The sequence below is a fragment of the Lelliottia sp. CFBP8978 genome, from assembly GCF_034046055.2.
Classification (GTDB): Bacteria; Pseudomonadota; Gammaproteobacteria; order Enterobacterales; family Enterobacteriaceae; genus Enterobacter.
Genome location: NZ_CM188253.1, coordinates 3673904 through 3690998, shown reverse-complemented (window position 1 = coordinate 3690998; position 17095 = coordinate 3673904). Strand labels below are relative to the sequence as shown.

Here is a 17095-nt window from a genome sequence, read left to right as displayed (position 1 = left end):
AATATAAATAAACCAGGTCAGATGATTTTATCTTATTTTAAATAATGATGTTTTTATTTTATACGTTTATCAAACTGACTCCTGCTAATCTGTGGATTCAGGAGTTATTCCTGTGAATGTCATGCAGAGCCTATTAACTGTTCTGCTGGTAAGTTATATTAAAAATTAAGGTGCCTACTATGAGTCGAATTCACTCGCGGCTAAAACGTTATTCTGTCGCTCTCCCCTGTTTATTAGCCATCCCGGCTATGACTTATGCAGAGGAAACGCCCACCACTTCTGAACCCTACGTAATTAAACAAAGTGATATTAAGAAAAAAGAAGACTCGTTAACGCAAAACCCTTTGATGCAGGAAGTCAAAGCCTCGATCCGCACGCTGGACAATGATTCGGTAGAAAAAATTGCCCCCGGGCGCGCTGCAAACCCGGATAACGTGAAACGTGTCGAAAAACTTCTGAGCCGCGAACAGTGGGATTATATTTTCCCGCTGCGCGCCCCGGAATACAGCTATGAAAATTACCTCAAGGCTATCGGTAAGTTCCCGGCCGTTTGCGGCACTTATACCGACGGACGTGATTCCGATGCGATCTGTCGCAAAGGGCTGGCAACGATGTTTGCCCACTTTGCTCAGGAAACGGGCGCACACGAAAGCTGGCGTCCTGAAGCCGAGTGGCGGCAGGGGCTGAAATGGTTACGCGAAATGGGCTGGGAAGAGGGGCAAAAAGGCGGCTATAACGGCGAATGTAATCCTGATGTGTGGCAGGGGCAAACCTGGCCGTGCGGTAAGGATAAAGACGGTGATTTTGTCAGCTATTTTGGTCGCGGGGCGAAACAACTCTCCTACAACTATAACTATGGGCCTTTCTCCGATGCCATGTTTGGCACGGTAAGAACGTTGCTCGACAAGCCTGAACTGGTGGCAGACACCTGGCTGAACCTCGCCAGCGCCGTGTTCTTCTACGTCACGCCTCAGGCACCTAAGCCAAGCATGTTGCACGTCATTGACGGCACCTGGAAGCCGAACGCGCACGATAAAGAAAACGGTCTGGTTCCGGGGTTCGGCGTCACCATTCAGATTATTAACGGCGGCGTGGAGTGCGGCGGTCCAACGGAAATTGCCCAGGGCGAAAACCGCATCTCCTACTACAGAAGCGAAGCTGAATATCTGAAAGTGCCGATTGCGGCAGACGAAGTGCTGGGCTGCAAAAATATGAAGCAGTTTGACGAAGGAGGCTCTGGTGCGTTGCCGCAATACTGGGAGCAGGACTGGGGCTGGGATCCTAGCACACCAACCGGGCAGACTTATTCCTGCCAGCTGGTGGGCTACCAGACACCATTCTCCGCTTTCAAAGAGGGTGACTATCAGCGCTGCGTACAGCACTTCTTTAACGTGAAAATTGTCGATGAGTCAGGTAAAGAAGAGCCGGTAACGCCAACACCGACCCCAGCACCAACACCGGAGCCAACGCCGACACCTGCACCGGGTGACACCAACGTTGCCCCCGTTGCGGTACTGACCGGTCCGGTGGGTGAGGTTGAAGGCCAGGCGAACGTGACACTGAATGCGGCAAGCTCCAGCGATGCCAATGGTGACAAGCTCTCCTATACCTGGTTGCTGCCGAATGGCTCCACTCTTGAGGGCAACGATCGTGACAGCATCTCGTTTGTCGCACCGGTGGTTACCGCCAAAAAACAGTACACCTTTAGCCTGACCGTTTCTGATGGTAAGAAAAGCGATGTTGCGACGTATACCTTAACGGTAATTCCTCAGGTTCAGCCATTGCCAAAACCGGACACCGGTAAAACCTGTGCTGACAGCTGGGAATCCGCCAAAATTTATAACGGCGGTGAGAACGTGAACTGGAAAGGTAAACAATATCTGGCTAACTACTGGACCCAAAACAATGAACCGGGCAATCCGGAATTCACGGGCGAATGGTCACAGTGGAAAGAGATCAAAACCTGTAAATAAGCGGCTGTGAAAAACATCATCAGCAGTCTCATCGCGGCGGGGAGGGGATAAACCTCCCCGCTGTTTTTAAGTCAAATCAGGCCGGTAGATCTCATCGCATAAAATGGGAAAATGTGATTTTTCCCGCCAACCGCGCCGCAGTAATCTTTCCCCGTTCACTTTATTTCTTTTCGTCTGAGGAACCTTTTATGGTTAGCGTAGTAACAACAACTTTCAGAGATATTATTAATGTCGATCACTCGGTGGTGGTATCCATTTTCGCGATGGCCGCGTGGGGAGGGGTAGTTCGATATATTATGACAAAGCATGGTCATATTACGTTGAGCGATATGCCCGATATTATTTGCCAGGTCATTATGTCCTGCTTCAGCGGGTTTATATTAAGCGTTGTGGCGCTGGCCCATAACGGACAGAACGACAAAGTTCTGATGTTAGCCGGGTTGGGGGGCGTGTTTTCCGGGCCAATTATTACCTTATTAGGTAAGAAAATTAATGAGTTTACGGAAAAAGCCACCGGTTCGAGCCTGCCTGACATGAAGATTAAGGGCAATAAGTAACGGTAAGCCTCTTTTCGCTTTCCGCTACAGGGATTGCGGGCTGATTCATCACAGGTCATAAAACCAGGGAGTAGCAAAATGAAAAGCGCGCAAACAGTGTCAAATCCTGTTCCCCTCGAAGCAAGATCTCGCCTGACAGACGGCGTCTTGCGAGGGGAACGGGGCGTGACGATGAACTATTTCTGTACTGAACGATCAAACGCTGGCACAGCGAGCGGGAAGTAGCGTTCAAGCTGACGCTGATGATAGCGTCCAAGGATTAACACGGTGGTCAGCGAGCCGAGCAGGGCGCAGAACATATCCGATTGGGTATCCCACTGATCCCCCTGGGTGCCGAGAAAATCATCCGCACCTTGTCCCATCGCCAGAGCCGCCCACCATTCAATCAGCTCGTAAGTGGCACTGATCGCCAGGGCGATACAGCACACCACAAAGCCTGTCATTTTCCGGCCATTCACATACCCGCCGCGCAGCAAAATTTCGCGGGCGGCCAGCGCGGGCACCAGCCCCTGGAAAAAGTGGCCCAGCTTGTCATACGGGTTGCGGCTAAGACTGAACATCTCCTGAACATCAAAGCCGATCGGGACTTTGGCGTAGGTGTACATTCCGCCCACCATCAAAATGATGGCATGAAAGAAAATCAATAGGTAAAGCAAAGGCGTCAGCGGATAGCGCTGTTGGGTCGCCAGAAGCAGCGGCACGATGATGACAACCGGCGTCACCTCCATGAGCCAGGTGATGCGGTCAGCGGTAAAAATACCGGTGTAAATCAGGATCAGCAGCAGAAGCAGCGCGCCGCCTTTGAGTGCTTGAGAGTGCATACGTACCCATGTCATTTAGCGATCGGGAAATGACAACTATCGACGCATAAAGCGGAAAATTCAATGTGTTGCGCCGTTACAAAAAACGGGGCCGTATTTGGCCCCGTTGTTTAGCAGTACTGAACAATCATCAGAACATTTTACGTAAACGCAGGCTGAAGGTATGCGCCTGATAGCGTTCGCCCGCCTGCAGGTCATAACGGGCGTCGAGGCTCAGCTCATCCGCGTCGTACAGCGTGCTGCCGATGGCGACGCCAGCCATGTCTTCTACCGGTGACGCCCCTTTGGTGATAAAGCTGGTTTCACCAATCGTATCAGCGGCATAGGAGGCGCGGCTGCTGACCTGACGGTTATCGTACTGATGCAGCCAGGAAAGCTGGGCGAACGGTGTCAGGTTGCCAAGGCCCGTCGCGAAGGTTTTCTCAACGCGTAGACCGATATCACTGACGACCGACTGCGAGTGTGTGCTACCCACATCCAGCGCCATGCCATTGCCGCCCGTCTCTTTATAGCCATCAACGTGCTGATACCCGTAAGTCAGGCTGGCCAGCGGCGTCAGAACCACGTCGGCAGGCAGCGTGAAGGGATAGCCCACTTCGGTTTGCAGGGTGACCGACTGACCGTTAAATTTGCCCTGGGCTGCGCCGGAGAAGCCGGTGAAGTCAGCGCGGCGAACGGAGCTGTAGTTCTGACGGTTAACGCCAGCAGAGAGATTCAGATACCACGGATCGCCCGTGTAACCCGCATAGCCAATGATGCCGTAGTTATCGGCGGTAGAGGTGTTTCCGCTCAGGTTGCCTTTGCCGTGGACCGACGTGTTGCTGTAGTTCAGCGCCGCACCCAGACGCCAGTCGTCGCCCAGCGCGCGGTCGGCACCCAGAATCAGGCCACCAAATTTGGCGGTGTAACCGCTGATTTCTGCGGTGCTGTCCTGACGAGCGTAACCCCCAAACGGTTGGCCCCACATGATCCAGTTGCTGCTGTAATCATCGCCGGTCGCCACACCGCTGGTACCGGAGGCTTGCGGATTGCGCACGGCGTCAATGTGCGCACCGACCACGGCCTGGGCGGTGGAGGTGGCGACATTCGCCGCTGAACTGGTGTTGATGTTCTGGCCCGGAGAGAGACGCTCGCCGACGCGGTTTGCTTCACCTTTACTGTCAATAGCCAGCGAGGCGTTATACAGATCCAGCAGCTGTGGCGAGGAGATGCCTGAATAACTCGCCAGACCGCCCAGCGCAGCCGTTGCGCTCGGGAGAGTCGCCAGTACCGGTTTGGTTGGAGTTGGCGGAGCGATCACCGGTGGCGTCACGACCGGCGGGGTCACTACCGGTGGCGTCACAACAGGCGGAGTGACAACGGGTGGTGTAACAACCGGCGGCGTCACCACTGGCGGTGTGATCTTTTCGGGTCCAACGGTGAGCACCAGCGCTTTGTTCGCGCCATCCTCATACACGGAGCCATTCACCGCACCGCGATAGCCGAGGGCGGTGTACTTCAGTTTGTCGGCGTTGTAATCGGTGTCTGAGCCCGTTGCATTGATCACCACATAACGCTGACCTTCAGCAAATTTGTAGGTGTTGCCTGTGCGCGCCAGGCTAACGCTGGACCCCTCATCGATCGTCGCATTACCGATGACGTTCAGTCGGCCATAGCCGGTATCGGCGATCAGATCCCCGCGGGTTATTGCCAGATCCGAAACCCCGGAGATCAGCGTCGCAGCCGCTTTCTGGTGGTAATCGCCGTTCAGCGTGATGTTATTATTCACCTGCAACAACGCGGCATCGTTCAGGATGGTTGGCGCTGACACATTGTCGTTCAGCAGCAGCGAACCGGTACCGAAGATCACGCCAGAGCGGTTACTGGTGATGGTGCCAATGCTGTCGCTATTCAGCCCCGTCAGCGTGCCCATGGTGTTGCTTCCGCCGTTAAGCGTTAAAGGCGCCGCGCTTGAGGAAAAAATATCGCCCATGACTTTGCCGCTGTTGGTCAGCGTCACTTCAGTGCTGGCGTTGGTATCGCCGTAAACATACAGGGCATAGCTCCCGCCCACCAGTGTACCGGTGTTAATGATTTGGGTCGCCGAATTCAGCGTACTGTAGTTTGAAATATAAATGCCGGCGTAACTGCCATTAATTTCGCCGTGGTTTGTGATTTTGCCGATGCCGTTATCGGACGAGCTGTTGGAGAAAATACCGTAGCTGTTGGCAGAAATAACACCATTGTTCTCAATCGTGCCGATATCACCGTGGTTAGTAATACCGAAGGCGCTGCCTTTAATGATATTTTCATTAATCAGGGTGTTAATCGTGCCCCAGTTAAAAATACCCGCACTATCATAAAAGTGGAGATCGCCGCTTTTAATGGTTCCCGTATTCAGCAGGGTATCAATTGTGCCGCGGTTGAAAATAGCGCCGTTCTGGCCGGGAAACATAGCAGAATTACCGGTGCTTGAGGCGATAATGCCCGCATTCGTTAATTTATCAATCGTTCCCATATTGGTAATACCACGATAGCCGGATATAACGCCGTCTGCGGTATTGACCAGGTTTCGGATATGACCGTCATTATCCAGCGCGCCGGTATCTTCAATGCCGAAATTATAATTATCTTCGGCATTTTTAATTGTGCCGCTATTGATGAAATTATCCACCACGCCCGACGAGCCTAACGCCACGATGCTGCCATAATGGTAGCGGTTACCGCTGGTTATTGTTCCGTTATTCGTTAAAGTACCGACGGATCCGTCAATCTGAACGATATTGCTATGCTGATTAACAGGTTCATCAAGATCGTCATTAATAGCGCCATCGTTGGTAAACTGTGTTACCGATGCGCCCTGGTTAATGATTAATGCCGTTGTTGGAGAACCGGTAATAGAGCCGGTTTGGGTGACATGAAGGGAATCTGTCGCGCCAATAACCTGTATATTTATCGCTGAATCGTCAATGATAACGTCTGTTGCTGCTAAGGCGTGAGTGCTCAGCAGCCCCTGCGCTGCCGTTGAAGCCACCAGCAATGAAATTAGCTGGCTAAGGTATTTTTTTCTCATGGTGGGCCGTCACAAAGTTGCGGTTGTTATAAAAGTGCAGATATCTATTCTTCGGATTAATCCGATATCATTCCGGCGAGAATATACAGTTTGTTGCAAAAAACAATAAGATTTGCTTAATTATTTCTTGCTGAAATAATTCCACATTTTTTATGGTGTTTTTAATTTTACTTAAGGCGAATCGAGGTATGTCGGGAAGGAAGAATATATTCTTTGCAGTCTTATTGATTAATTTATCTTTTTTATTCGCAGGCTGTGTTTCTGACGATTCGCACCGCGATGCGAATGAAATCGCCCAACGTGCAGGTCTTACCAGAGAAATTATCCCCACAACGCCTTTCCCGATCGTCACATGGAGCCGAACTGAGCCGCCGGTTAATGCGTTGCGGGTCTACATCGAAGGCGATGGCTTTGCCTGGAAAAGCCGGACGCGACCCTCTGATAATCCGACGCCACGCGATCCGCTTGGCCTGGCGCTGGCAGGGGCAGATCCCAGTGCAAACGTGCTCTATCTCGCCCGCCCGTGCCAGTTTATTGGGCCGCCTTTACCGACGGGGTGTAGCGTGAACCTGTGGACTGACGACCGCTTTTCACCTGCTGTCATTGATGCCATGAACAGGGCGCTCAGTCAGTTTGTGCAGCGCTACCCGGGGGTGAAAATCGAGCTGGTGGGCTATTCCGGCGGCGGCAATATTGCCGCGCTGCTGGCCGAACGGCGCACGGATGTGCGCACTTTGCGCACCGTGGCGGGGAATCTTGACGTCGGGTACGTGAATGCGTGGCATCACGTGAGTGCCATGCCTGCCGCAATGAGCGCTATTGATCATGCGCAGACGCTGAAAACGCTGCCACAAATTCATTTCAGCGGCGATGTCGATAAAACCGTTCCCCCTGATGTCGCGAGGCGTTTTCAGCAGCGCGTCGGCGGAAGCTGTACGCGGGTTGAATCGGTTCGCGGCATGGCGCATGGCTCTGACTGGGCGGCCATCTGGCCACAATTACTGGCGATAGCAATGCCCGCGTGTTGACCGCTGTTGTACCCACAGGGAGAGCTTCATCTCCCTGTGAATGTTATTGCCCCGTACCGGGCACGCAATATCAGCGATCGTCTTCATCCTGCATAATGGCGCTGCGCCCGCCGTCCATGACGATAGTGGTCCCGGCAATAAAGCCCGCCTTGTCGCCCGATAAAAACAGGCATAATTCGCCCACTTCATCTGGTCGGCCAATTCGCCCCACGGGGTGTTTTTTAATGGTTCTTTCACGGGCGAGCAGCGCGTCAGGATGGGCATCGAACCAGGCCTGATTACCGAGCGTATCAATAAAGCCGGGAGCAATCCCCACGGTACGAATTTCAGGTCCCCATTCGATGGTCAGGCTTTGAACGAGGGAAAGCAACGCGCGTTTACTGATATTGTAAGGCGCGCAGCCGGGCATGGTTGAAAAAGCATGGTTCGAGGTAATGATAATAATGGTCCCTCGCGTTTTTTGTAATGCCGGACGCGCACATTTCGCCAGATACCAGTGCGAGCGCAAATTAAGATTGAAGTTATGCTCCCAGTCATTTTCTTCACAGTCGATGCCTTTAAAGATATTTTTTCCGGCATTAGAAATCACGATATCTATTCTGCCGAAACGTTTTTCTGCGCCGTCAATAAACTGTTTAATTTCCTCCGTGCGGGTCACATCAACAGAGTCATAAAAATAACGATCCGGATAATCGGCCAACATTTGCCGGACAGCAGGGGTTTTTTCGGCAGCAGGAAATGCGCAGCCAATGACAATATCGCCGTTCGCTAAAAAAGTATGGGCAATAGCCTGACCGATACCCTGACTGCTGCCCGTAATAATGACAATACGTTGCGTTGTTTTAAGCGTCATAGTGAAAACCTCAGAGCAGGCCGCGCGCGGGACGCGGCCTTGCGATCATAGCTGGAACTGGCTCATGAACGAGTGAATAAGGCGATCGTCTTCCGGCGTCAGTAACCAGCCGGGGCGGCGACAATAATCGGTGGCGATAATGCCTCTGCGCATCAGCAGGGTCTTTTCGACCTGAATAATGTATTCGCAGTGGCTCATCCAGCGCTGAATAAACGGCAGCAGAGACTGATGCAGCGCTTCGGCCTGCTGATGTTCGCCGTTCTGCCAGTGGCGATAAATGCGCACATAGATTTCCGTGAAAGAACAGCCCGGCATCACGCCTTTCCCGCCAGCGTTCAGCATTTGCAGCATATACAGTCCGGCATACCCGTTAAGGACGCTGGCCTCGGGGGCCAGCGCCAGAAACTCGCGGGTATAATCGACCGGCGGATGACACTCGATTTTGAATACCGCGTGCGGGTAGCGCTTCGCCACCAGGGCGAGCTGTTGAGGTGTGATAGACAGGCCGGTTTCCCCCGGCGCGTATTGCACCATCACCGGGATATCGACCGCTTCCAGCACGGCAAAAATGTGCTCCTGAATCGCCTGCGGGTTAGGCTGAAGAAAGAACGGCGGCAGCAGCATCAGGGCATCCGCCCCGAGACTGGCATAATATCGGGCGCGCTTCACCGCCAGCTCTGTGCTGTGGTCGGTGACCGACATCGCGCCCCATATCGGGCCGCCCGCCAGTGTGGACACAAACAGCTGCGCCAGACGGTTACGCTCGTCATCGCTTAATTTCGGAAATTCGCTGGCGATCCCGAACAGCGTCGTTCCCTGCGCGCCGCTGTTGGCAAGATGCTCCAGCAGCCGCACCATGCTTTTTTCATCCACCTCACCTTGTGCGGTAAAGGGCATCGCGGTAATCGGGTTAACCCCGATAATCTCCCGGGCGGTGTAGCGTTGAGCCATTAGTCGTCCTCCCGGTCTGCCAGCACCGCGCCTTGTGCGGCGGGTAATGCCCAGCGACGATAAAGACGCAGGAAGCCGCGTGGCACCTCTTTATTGACCGCTTTCCAGTTTTCACGGCGTGTCGCCAGGATCGCTTCATTGACATGTAACGTCAGCAAACGGGCTGGAATATCAATGGAGATTTCGTCGCCATCTTCCACCAGACCCAGCTCACCGCCCTCGACCGCTTCCGGTGAAATATGGCCGACGAACAGACCGCGGTTAGAGCCGGAGAAACGCCCGTCGGTAATCAGCGCGCAGGTATCAGACAGTCCCATTCCTTCGAGGGATTTCATCGGTTTATACATCTCCGGCATCCCCGGCCCGCCTTTTGGCCCCTCGTAGCGTAGCACCAGCACGCTGCCCGGTTTTATCTGGCCGGACATAATGGCCTCAACGGATTCCTGCTCGCTGTTAAACACCACCGCCGGACCGCGAAACACCATCAGGTTTTCCGGCACTGCAGCCGGTTTCACCACGCAGCCGAGCGGCGACAGATTACCGTGCAGTACGGCCACGCCCGCTTCGTTACGCACCGGAATCGCCAGCGTGTGAATCACTTCCGGGCGGCAGCTTGATGGGGTGACGGCCAGCAGTTCAGCTTTGGTTTTTCCGGTGACGGTCAGCGCATCAAGATTCATCAGTTGGCTGATTTCAACCTCGACGGCCTGCACGCCGCCCGCTTCCCAGAAGTCGATCATATCGTGCTCAGACGCCGGATAGAGCGAGGCAACCAGCGGAACGTGGTGGCTCAGTTTGTCGAACGCGGAGAGCGGCAAATGGCCGAGCTCGGCTTCGTAATGAATCGCCTGTAAATGAAGGATCGCATTGGTGGAACCGCCGGTTGCCAGCAGGTACACCATCGCGTTATGGATCGATTCTTGGGTAATAATCTGACGGGCGTTAACCCCGTCCTGCACCAGTTTCACCGCCTGACGACCGGTTTCCAGCGCGCATTCCCGACGCTCTTTAGAGACGGCAGGCAGCGTGCTGCTACCCGGCAGGCTCATGCCCAGCACTTCACCGATGCAGCACATGGTGTTGGCCGTGCCGTACATGGTGCAGGAGCCCGGTCCTGGTTCGGCGATATTTTCGATATGCGCGAACTCTTCTTCGCTGATTTCACCGCGTTTCTTCCAGCCGATGGCTTCGGTAACGATATTACCGTCCCAGTGTTTGCCTTTGTATTCAGCCGGATACATCGGGCCGCCGTTGACCATAATCGCCGGGATATCCAGGCGCGCAGCGGCCATTAACATCGCCGGAACGATTTTATCGCACGAGCCGAGCAGCACCATGCCGTCAAAGCGGTGGGCGCGCATCATCACTTCGATAGACGCAGCAATCACTTCGCGGGCGGCGAGAATATAGCGCATGCCCAGATGGCCTTCGGCGATCCCATCGCACGGGGCGATCGTGCCGAACACCATGCCGACGCCGCCGGCCTCTTCAATGCCTTCCAGCACTTTTGCCGTCAGTTCATTCAGATTGGCGTGACCGGCCGTGGCATTGGTATAGCTGTTCACCACTGCAATTACCGGGCGACGCAATTGCTCGTCGGTATGGCCCATTGATTTGTACAACGCACGTTTCAGCGCGCCGTCATCACCTTCAAGGATCGGGTTGAAATGCGTGCCACAGCTGGCACATCCTCCACATCCACTCATATTCGTTATCTCTTTATTACGTTAGCGACGGGTAGCCGCGTTGACAGGATGGGCAGCGCCAGGCCGCTCATCGTGGTGTTCAGGTTCAGGCGCAAACGTCTTTGGGTTTGCCAGACGCGCGGGCAGGGCGAGGATCAGCGGAGCACAAAGCAGCAGAAAGCCCGCCAGAATGTACAACCCGAGGTCGGTGCGACCGGTGGTGTCTTTCAGCCAGCCCAGCACCGTCGGGCCAAAGAAGCCGGCAAGATTGCCCACCGAGTTCACCAGCGCAATCCCCGCAGCGGCGGCGGTGCCGGAGAGCATCGCGCCTGGCAGGCTAATGTAGGTGGGGATCAGCGCCAGGGTCCCGGACATGGCAAGGCAGATCCACGCCATCATCCAGAAGGTGGAACCGCTGCACCAGGCGCTGAGAGTCAGACCCACGCAGCCGATCAGGGCCGGAATGGCGATATGCCAGCGGCGTTCCTGTTTCAGATCGGAGTGACGGCTGTTCCACACCATAAATGCCGCGCCAAAAACATACGGCAGCGCAGCCAGCAACCCGATATGAAAATCATCGCTCACGCCGGAGCTTTTTATGATCGACGGCAGCCAGAAGTTGATGCCGTAATAGCCGATGTTGAAGCTGAAAAAGACCAGCGCCAGCAGCCAGACATAGCCGTTTGTCAGCATCGCCTTCAGGCTGCTGTCAACTTTTCCCTGACCCGAACGCGCGCGGTTGGCCGCGTCTTTTGCCAGATCGTTGATCACGACTTGTTTTTCAGCCTCGCTCAGCCAGCGGGCCGATTTGACATCGTTATCGAGGTAGCGCAGCACGACAAAAGCCAACAGGAAAGAGGGGATAGCCTCCACCAGGAACAGCCACTGCCAGTTATGCAGGCCGTCTACGCCTTCAAATACTTTAAGGATCAACCCGGAGAGTGGACTGCCAATAATGGTCGAAAGAGGGGTAACCAGAATAAACAGGCCCAGCGTGCGGGCCGAACGCCAGGACGGGAACCACAGGGTGAGATAAAACACGATGCCCGGGAAGAAACCCGCTTCCGCCACGCCCAGCAGAAAGCGCAGTACGTAAAACTGATTCGGCGTGGAGACAAAAACCATCGCCGCAGAGAGTAGCGCCCAGGTGGCCATAATCCGCGCGATCCAGAAGCGAGGCCCGAAGCGCTGCATCAGCAAATTGCTGGGCAACTCAAACAGGAAATAGCCAATAAAGAAGATCCCGGCCCCCAGGCCATAAACCGTATCGCTAAAGTTCAGCGCATCCTGCATATGTAATTTGGCAAAACCGACGTTGACGCGATCCAGATAGGCAAAGAAATAACAGAGGATCAAAAACGGGATCAGGCGTCGGGTGATCTTGCCATAGACCAGACTCTCCAGACCTGAACCAGTCGGGCTGTTTTTTGTGAGCTTATTCATAGCATTGCCTCCAGGGTAAGGGACCTGCGCGGTGGCAGGTCACATCAGCTCAGTGTGCGGTGAGGGGATCTTCTGAACGCGGATCGTGGCTGCGCAGGCCAATATCGCGTAGCGCTTTGCCGCGCATCAGATTGCGCTCGATGTTTTCCAGAGAGATGTTTTTGGTTTCCGGTACAAACAGAATGGTCAGCACGATACACAGGAGATTCAGTGCGCCGTAAAGCCAGAAGGTATTGGGGCTGCCGATGGTGTCGATCAGCGTCAGGAAGGTGGCGCCGATGATCATATTGGCGATCCAGTTCGCCATGGTGGAGCAGGTGACGCCAAAATCACGCCCGGCCAGCGGCTGGATCTCAGAGCATAAAACCCAGATCAGCGGGCCGGCACTCATCGCAAAGCCGGTGATAAAGATCAGCAGCACGATAACGGCAACGTACTGTTCGGTCGGGCTGGTGATGCCGCTGTGGAACATGTAGCCCAGTATACCCATGCACACCGCCATGCCGGCAAAGCCCAGCTTGAGGATCGGTTTACGTCCCCAGCGATCGACCAGACCAATCGCAATAAAGGTGGCCAGTACGTTAGTCAGACCGGCAATCACCGTGCCCCACATCTGTTCATGGGTGGTAGAGAAACCGGCAATTTCGAAGATTTTCGGCGCGTAATACATGATCACCGTCATGCCGGTGAACTGCTGCATAAACTGCAACAGCACGCCCATGTAGGTGGAGCGGCGGAAGTTCGGGTTGTGGCGGAAGAGCTGCCAGCCGCGCTGCTTCATCTTGACGCTTTCGCGGATCTGATTCAGCTCGTCCTGCGCTTCTTTATCGGAATTACGCAGCAGCTGTAAAACTTTACCTGCCAGTTCGTGACGATCTTTCATCGCCAGCCAGCGCGGGCTTTCCGGCAGCGTTAACACCCCGATAAAAAGGATCAGGGCCGGGAAAGTGATGATACCCAGCATCCAGCGCCAGTGTCCGCCTGTGCTGAATGCGGTGTCGGATAAGAAAGCCGCGAAAATACCGATGGTAATCATCAGCTGATACAGCGAGATCATGCTGCCGCGAATGCGTTCCGGGGCAATTTCCGACAGGTAGAGTGGGGCCGTAAAGGACGCCATGCCAACCGCCAGGCCAAGAATAAAGCGAAACACCGTCAGCGCGATGATGCCGTCGGCAAAGGCACAGCCCACGGAGCCGATCACAAACAGAATCGCCCCCAGCAGCAGGCTTTTGCGGCGCCCCAGGCTGGAGGACATCGGCCCGCTACACAGCGCGCCAAGCGCCGCGCCGAACATCATCACGCTGACCACCATCTCCTGATGGTGGCTACTTAGCTGAAATTCACTGGCAATAAACGGCAGAGCGCCGGCAATCACCCCCATATCCAGGCCAAACAGCAGGCCGGCAAGGGCGGCAAGAAAGCAAACAAGGAATGTTTGCCGGTTCGTTTTTGTAGGGTTCAACGCTGTGTTCATCATGACACCTTTTTTTATGTTGACGTTGTTATAAGCGCAAAAGAGCGGCGTGAAGCGCAGCAGGCGCGGTTACGCGCGATCATGGCCGATAGTTTTCACACCCGAGGTGACGAGGTGTTTCATCAGCGAGATTCCGCGCACTCACGCCAGGCCTGCTGATAAGCCCGCGCGCGTTCACGGAGAACACTCATACTCATTCCCGCCTGATACAGTCCTCCGCCCAGGCCAAACCCGTTCGCACCGGCACGGATATAGCTGCGCATTTGCCCGGCATCAGGCTGAATACCGCCCACCGGCAGGCAGATCACATCCGGTGGAACCACGGCGCGAAAGGCTTTGGTGATAGTCGGGGTGACGTGTTCGGCAGGGAAAAGTTTCAGCGCGCTGGCCCCAGCGCTAATCGCGCTGAAGGCTTCCGTCGGCGTCATCACCCCCGGCATACTGATTAAACCCAGCTGGCTGGCGCGGCGGATCACCGCCGGGTTGCAGTTCGGGGCGATAATGAGCTGTCCACCCACCTCGGCGACGGCATCGACCTGTTCGGGTTCCAGTACCGTACCCGCTCCCACGTAACCGCGTTCGCCCACCACTTCGCGCATGATGCAGATAGATTTCAGCGGAGATGGGCTATTGAGCGGCACTTCCAGATAGTGAAAACCGCATTCCAGCAGGAGTTCTGCGGCCTCGACGGCCTGTTCCGGCCCAAGGCCACGCAGAATGGCCACCAGCGGTAGCGGCTCGTCTTGCCAGCAAGTTAAAAATTGTTGCCGATTCATTGCGCTGCTCCTTGAAGAAGAGAATAGAGATGGCTAAGGCCATGGATAAAGCAGTCGTCACCGTTGACCGGCGTAAGTTGCAGATCCAGCAGCGTTGACGCCAGCCGGTAGCGCTCCGTCAGGGTGGGACTTCCTACCACCCAGGCCTGCTGCCCGGCAGGTATCGCCAGCATTTCAGCGCCAATCGTCAGGCCGGAGAGATAGCTGTGGATATGCGCGGGCGCGATTTCTCCCGCCAGGCGGCGGGTACGGGCGGAGAAGATAAGGTGGGTAAATGGCGCACCGCGAAGGGCGGTTTTCACGCCGAGTAAAAAGGTGGGTTTATCGTCCTGCTGTTCGGGTAACCCCTTGCCGAGGAGGGAGTGCTGGCTCAGGAGGGAGAACACTTCACCGCTCATAAAGGTTGAGAAGTCAGTGATGTTGCCCCCTGCCAGATGGGCATGTTTGCTGTGCGTGCCGGGAAGCAGGGCAAAGTGCTTCTCTGCCGGATGCAGTTGGCTCAGCCCTAAAAGCTGCACTTCTTCGCCACGCATCACGTCCGGCTGACCGAACGGGCTGGTGCCGCTGACGCCAGGGATAATCCAGGCCGGGCTTCCCCAGGTGGTAGTAAAGGAATACGTTCCGCCGAGCAACGCACGCGCGGTGCAGGGGAGTGGCGAGTAAGGGACTTCATGCCAGCCCTGCTGCGATCCCACCATCCCGGCCATCACCACGGGTAACACTCCATGCTCCTGAAGCCAGGGCTGCAGGAGGTGATAAAGGGTGGCGGCAAACTCTGTTTTTTCTACCGAGAGCAACCCGCAGGCGTGATGAATGTGATCGAGGCGCTGCGCGTTATCCATCAGAAAAGCGCGGAAATTGGTGGTTCCCCAGTCAACGGCAATCCAGTATTTTTTCATTTCAGGTAATACAACCTAATCAATCTTGTAATACAAGATAAGTTAGGGCAAAAAATCCCCACGAACTGTGAGGCGGATCGGAATTATTTTAAAAGGGGATCAGGCGATAAAGCTGAAGAGTTCCGGGAGGTCTTTCCAGATGTGTTTACGGGCTGCATTAATCAGGATGGTGCGCATTTGCTTGCGGGCCTCTTCCGGGCGTTTTAAGCGAATGTTTTCAAACAATAAAAAATGATCATCAACGGCGGCATGCGACTCTCGCACATCTTTTTCCAGCGTCTGGCGGAATGAAAGAACCATCGCGGCGGAAAGCGCATTACCCAGAGCCAGCAGGAAAGGGTTATGGGTCGCGCGTAACAGCGCCTGATGAAAAGCGAGATCGCCCTCTTCAAACAGGGCCCGTTTTGCTTCTGTCTGCCCCTGGCGCATCAGACTGAGCGCATCTTCCAGCGCGGCAAGATCGTGACCCGTGGCATTCAGCGCGGCAAGGGTGGCCACATCGGGTTCAAAAATCAGCCGTGCAACCATCAATTGCTCTACCAGTTCCGGCCCGACGTCGCCTTCTGCGAGCCAGTTCAGTACATCTGCATCCAGCAGATTCCACATTTCGCGGTTATTGACCGTCGTGCGTTTTTTGGGCTGGATGGTGATAAGCCCCTTGGCGGCCAGGAACTGTAGCGCATTGCGCACCGACGTGCGGGAAACGCCGTATTCCGCTGCCAGTTCATTTTCGCCGGGCAGCGAGCGTCCTGGGTGGAGGTCACCGTGAAGAATACGGCAGGCGATATTCTGCGTGACGGATTCGGCAAGTGTGGTTTGCGGTAGGCTCATGGTATTCCGACATAAATAATGAATGACAATATAGTACGGTATCCTGGAAGGGGGGACCAACAAAGAGTGCGGCGATGCCTGCTCAAAGCGTTGATTCAGGCGGAAAAGCCAGCGTTGCGCGTTTTTCCTGCACCGGATAAGCGTTAAAAGGGCAGCGGAGCTGTCGTCATCAGGTGCGGGTAAGGCCCGCTCATTCTATTCGATATGGCTAAACACAGCTGTTCGCATCTTTTCTCGCTAATAAAGCGTTTTCGTGGAGCTAGCCCAGCATTGTTGGGGGTAAGCAACGGCGCTATCGTAGCTGTCCTGATTGGCGGAACGTTTTGTAGCTGTGTTAAAGAGGGGGGAGTAATTAGCCAATACCCGTTACATCAGGATCCACTTAGGGCCAACCTATGGGGGAGGTAAACAGCAATTTTTAGGATTATTTAAACGTTATGGCTCAATTTGGGATTGATTATCCCTCTGTGTTTTAAACTGCTGCTATATACTTACAGATATGAAATGGCTGGTTTTTTACATTTTATTAATCACAAGTTCTTTTAGATATCACTATCCTATTTTCTATAGGATATTCAGTATGTCACAGATGGTTTTTTATGAGGTAGCAGGGGTTTTAATTGAAAATAACAATAATGAATATTTAAATAATTCAACGTCATTAATGTGATGAATTATACTTTTATCTAAAAATATATAATTGTTAGGTTTTTTGTGCTGTGTTTGTTATTGCTTATAGTCATAAAGGT

At 54.3% G+C, this 17095-nt stretch carries 13 protein-coding genes; 3 read left to right on the top strand and 10 right to left on the bottom strand.

The window, feature by feature from the left end:
* The first annotated feature begins 179 nt into the window (after window positions 1-179).
* Both SOM82_RS17245 and SOM82_RS17240 read left to right on the top strand, forming a co-directional pair.
* The gene (locus SOM82_RS17245) at window positions 180-1973 is read left to right on the top strand and encodes a glycoside hydrolase family 19 protein (RefSeq protein WP_414672130.1); all 1794 of its coding nucleotides are present in this window, start codon (window positions 180-182) and stop codon (window positions 1971-1973) included.
* 188 nt (window positions 1974-2161) lie between these two features.
* Entirely contained in the window at window positions 2162-2530 is a 369-nt protein-coding gene (locus SOM82_RS17240; protein ID WP_320461381.1) for a phage holin family protein, read from the top strand.
* Window positions 2531-2706: 176 nt separating this feature from the next.
* Here SOM82_RS17240 and SOM82_RS17235 read toward each other — a convergent pair whose 3' ends face one another.
* Together SOM82_RS17235 and SOM82_RS17230 are read right to left on the bottom strand one after the other, a co-directional pair.
* A complete protein-coding gene (locus SOM82_RS17235; protein ID WP_320461380.1) occupies window positions 2707-3351 on the bottom strand; it encodes a DUF2238 domain-containing protein in 645 nt (214 codons plus the stop codon).
* Window positions 3352-3481: 130 nt separating this feature from the next.
* Window positions 3482-6403: an autotransporter family protein gene (locus SOM82_RS17230; RefSeq protein WP_320461379.1), complete on the bottom strand. Its 2922-nt coding sequence runs from the start codon at window positions 6401-6403 to the stop codon at window positions 3482-3484.
* Between the two features lie 188 nt (window positions 6404-6591).
* Between SOM82_RS17230 and SOM82_RS17225 the strand changes: the two genes are divergently transcribed.
* On the top strand, window positions 6592-7431 hold the full coding sequence (locus tag SOM82_RS17225) for an alpha/beta fold hydrolase (protein WP_320461378.1): 840 nt from the start codon (window positions 6592-6594) through the stop codon (window positions 7429-7431).
* Between the two features lie 70 nt (window positions 7432-7501).
* Here SOM82_RS17225 and SOM82_RS17220 read toward each other — a convergent pair whose 3' ends face one another.
* The 8 genes from SOM82_RS17220 to SOM82_RS17185 form a co-directional block, all read right to left on the bottom strand.
* Window positions 7502-8284: an SDR family NAD(P)-dependent oxidoreductase gene (locus tag SOM82_RS17220; RefSeq protein WP_320461377.1), complete on the bottom strand. Its 783-nt coding sequence runs from the start codon at window positions 8282-8284 to the stop codon at window positions 7502-7504.
* A gap of 45 nt (window positions 8285-8329) precedes the next feature.
* A complete protein-coding gene (locus SOM82_RS17215) occupies window positions 8330-9235 on the bottom strand; it encodes a dihydrodipicolinate synthase family protein (protein WP_320461376.1) in 906 nt (301 codons plus the stop codon).
* Window positions 9235-10941 carry a dihydroxy-acid dehydratase gene (gene ilvD, locus SOM82_RS17210; RefSeq protein WP_320461375.1) on the bottom strand — a complete coding sequence of 569 codons (1707 nt, stop codon included), beginning with the start codon at window positions 10939-10941 and terminating at the stop codon, window positions 9235-9237. The genes SOM82_RS17215 and ilvD overlap by 1 nt, the downstream gene beginning before the upstream one ends.
* A 21-nt stretch (window positions 10942-10962) precedes the next feature.
* Complete coding sequence (locus SOM82_RS17205; RefSeq protein ID WP_320461374.1) at window positions 10963-12363, bottom strand: MFS transporter; 1401 nt, start codon at window positions 12361-12363, stop codon at window positions 10963-10965.
* 49 nt (window positions 12364-12412) lie between these two features.
* Entirely contained in the window at window positions 12413-13840 is a 1428-nt protein-coding gene (locus SOM82_RS17200; RefSeq protein WP_320461417.1) for a sugar porter family MFS transporter, read from the bottom strand.
* Between the two features lie 122 nt (window positions 13841-13962).
* On the bottom strand, window positions 13963-14616 hold the full coding sequence (locus SOM82_RS17195; RefSeq protein WP_320461373.1) for a 2-dehydro-3-deoxy-6-phosphogalactonate aldolase: 654 nt from the start codon (window positions 14614-14616) through the stop codon (window positions 13963-13965).
* On the bottom strand, window positions 14613-15515 hold the full coding sequence (locus tag SOM82_RS17190; RefSeq protein WP_320461372.1) for a 2-dehydro-3-deoxygalactonokinase: 903 nt from the start codon (window positions 15513-15515) through the stop codon (window positions 14613-14615). The genes SOM82_RS17195 and SOM82_RS17190 overlap by 4 nt, the downstream gene beginning before the upstream one ends.
* A 99-nt stretch (window positions 15516-15614) precedes the next feature.
* Window positions 15615-16346, bottom strand: coding sequence for a FadR/GntR family transcriptional regulator (locus SOM82_RS17185; protein ID WP_154126244.1), 732 nt, complete (start codon window positions 16344-16346; stop codon window positions 15615-15617).
* Window positions 16347-17095 lie beyond the last annotated feature (749 nt).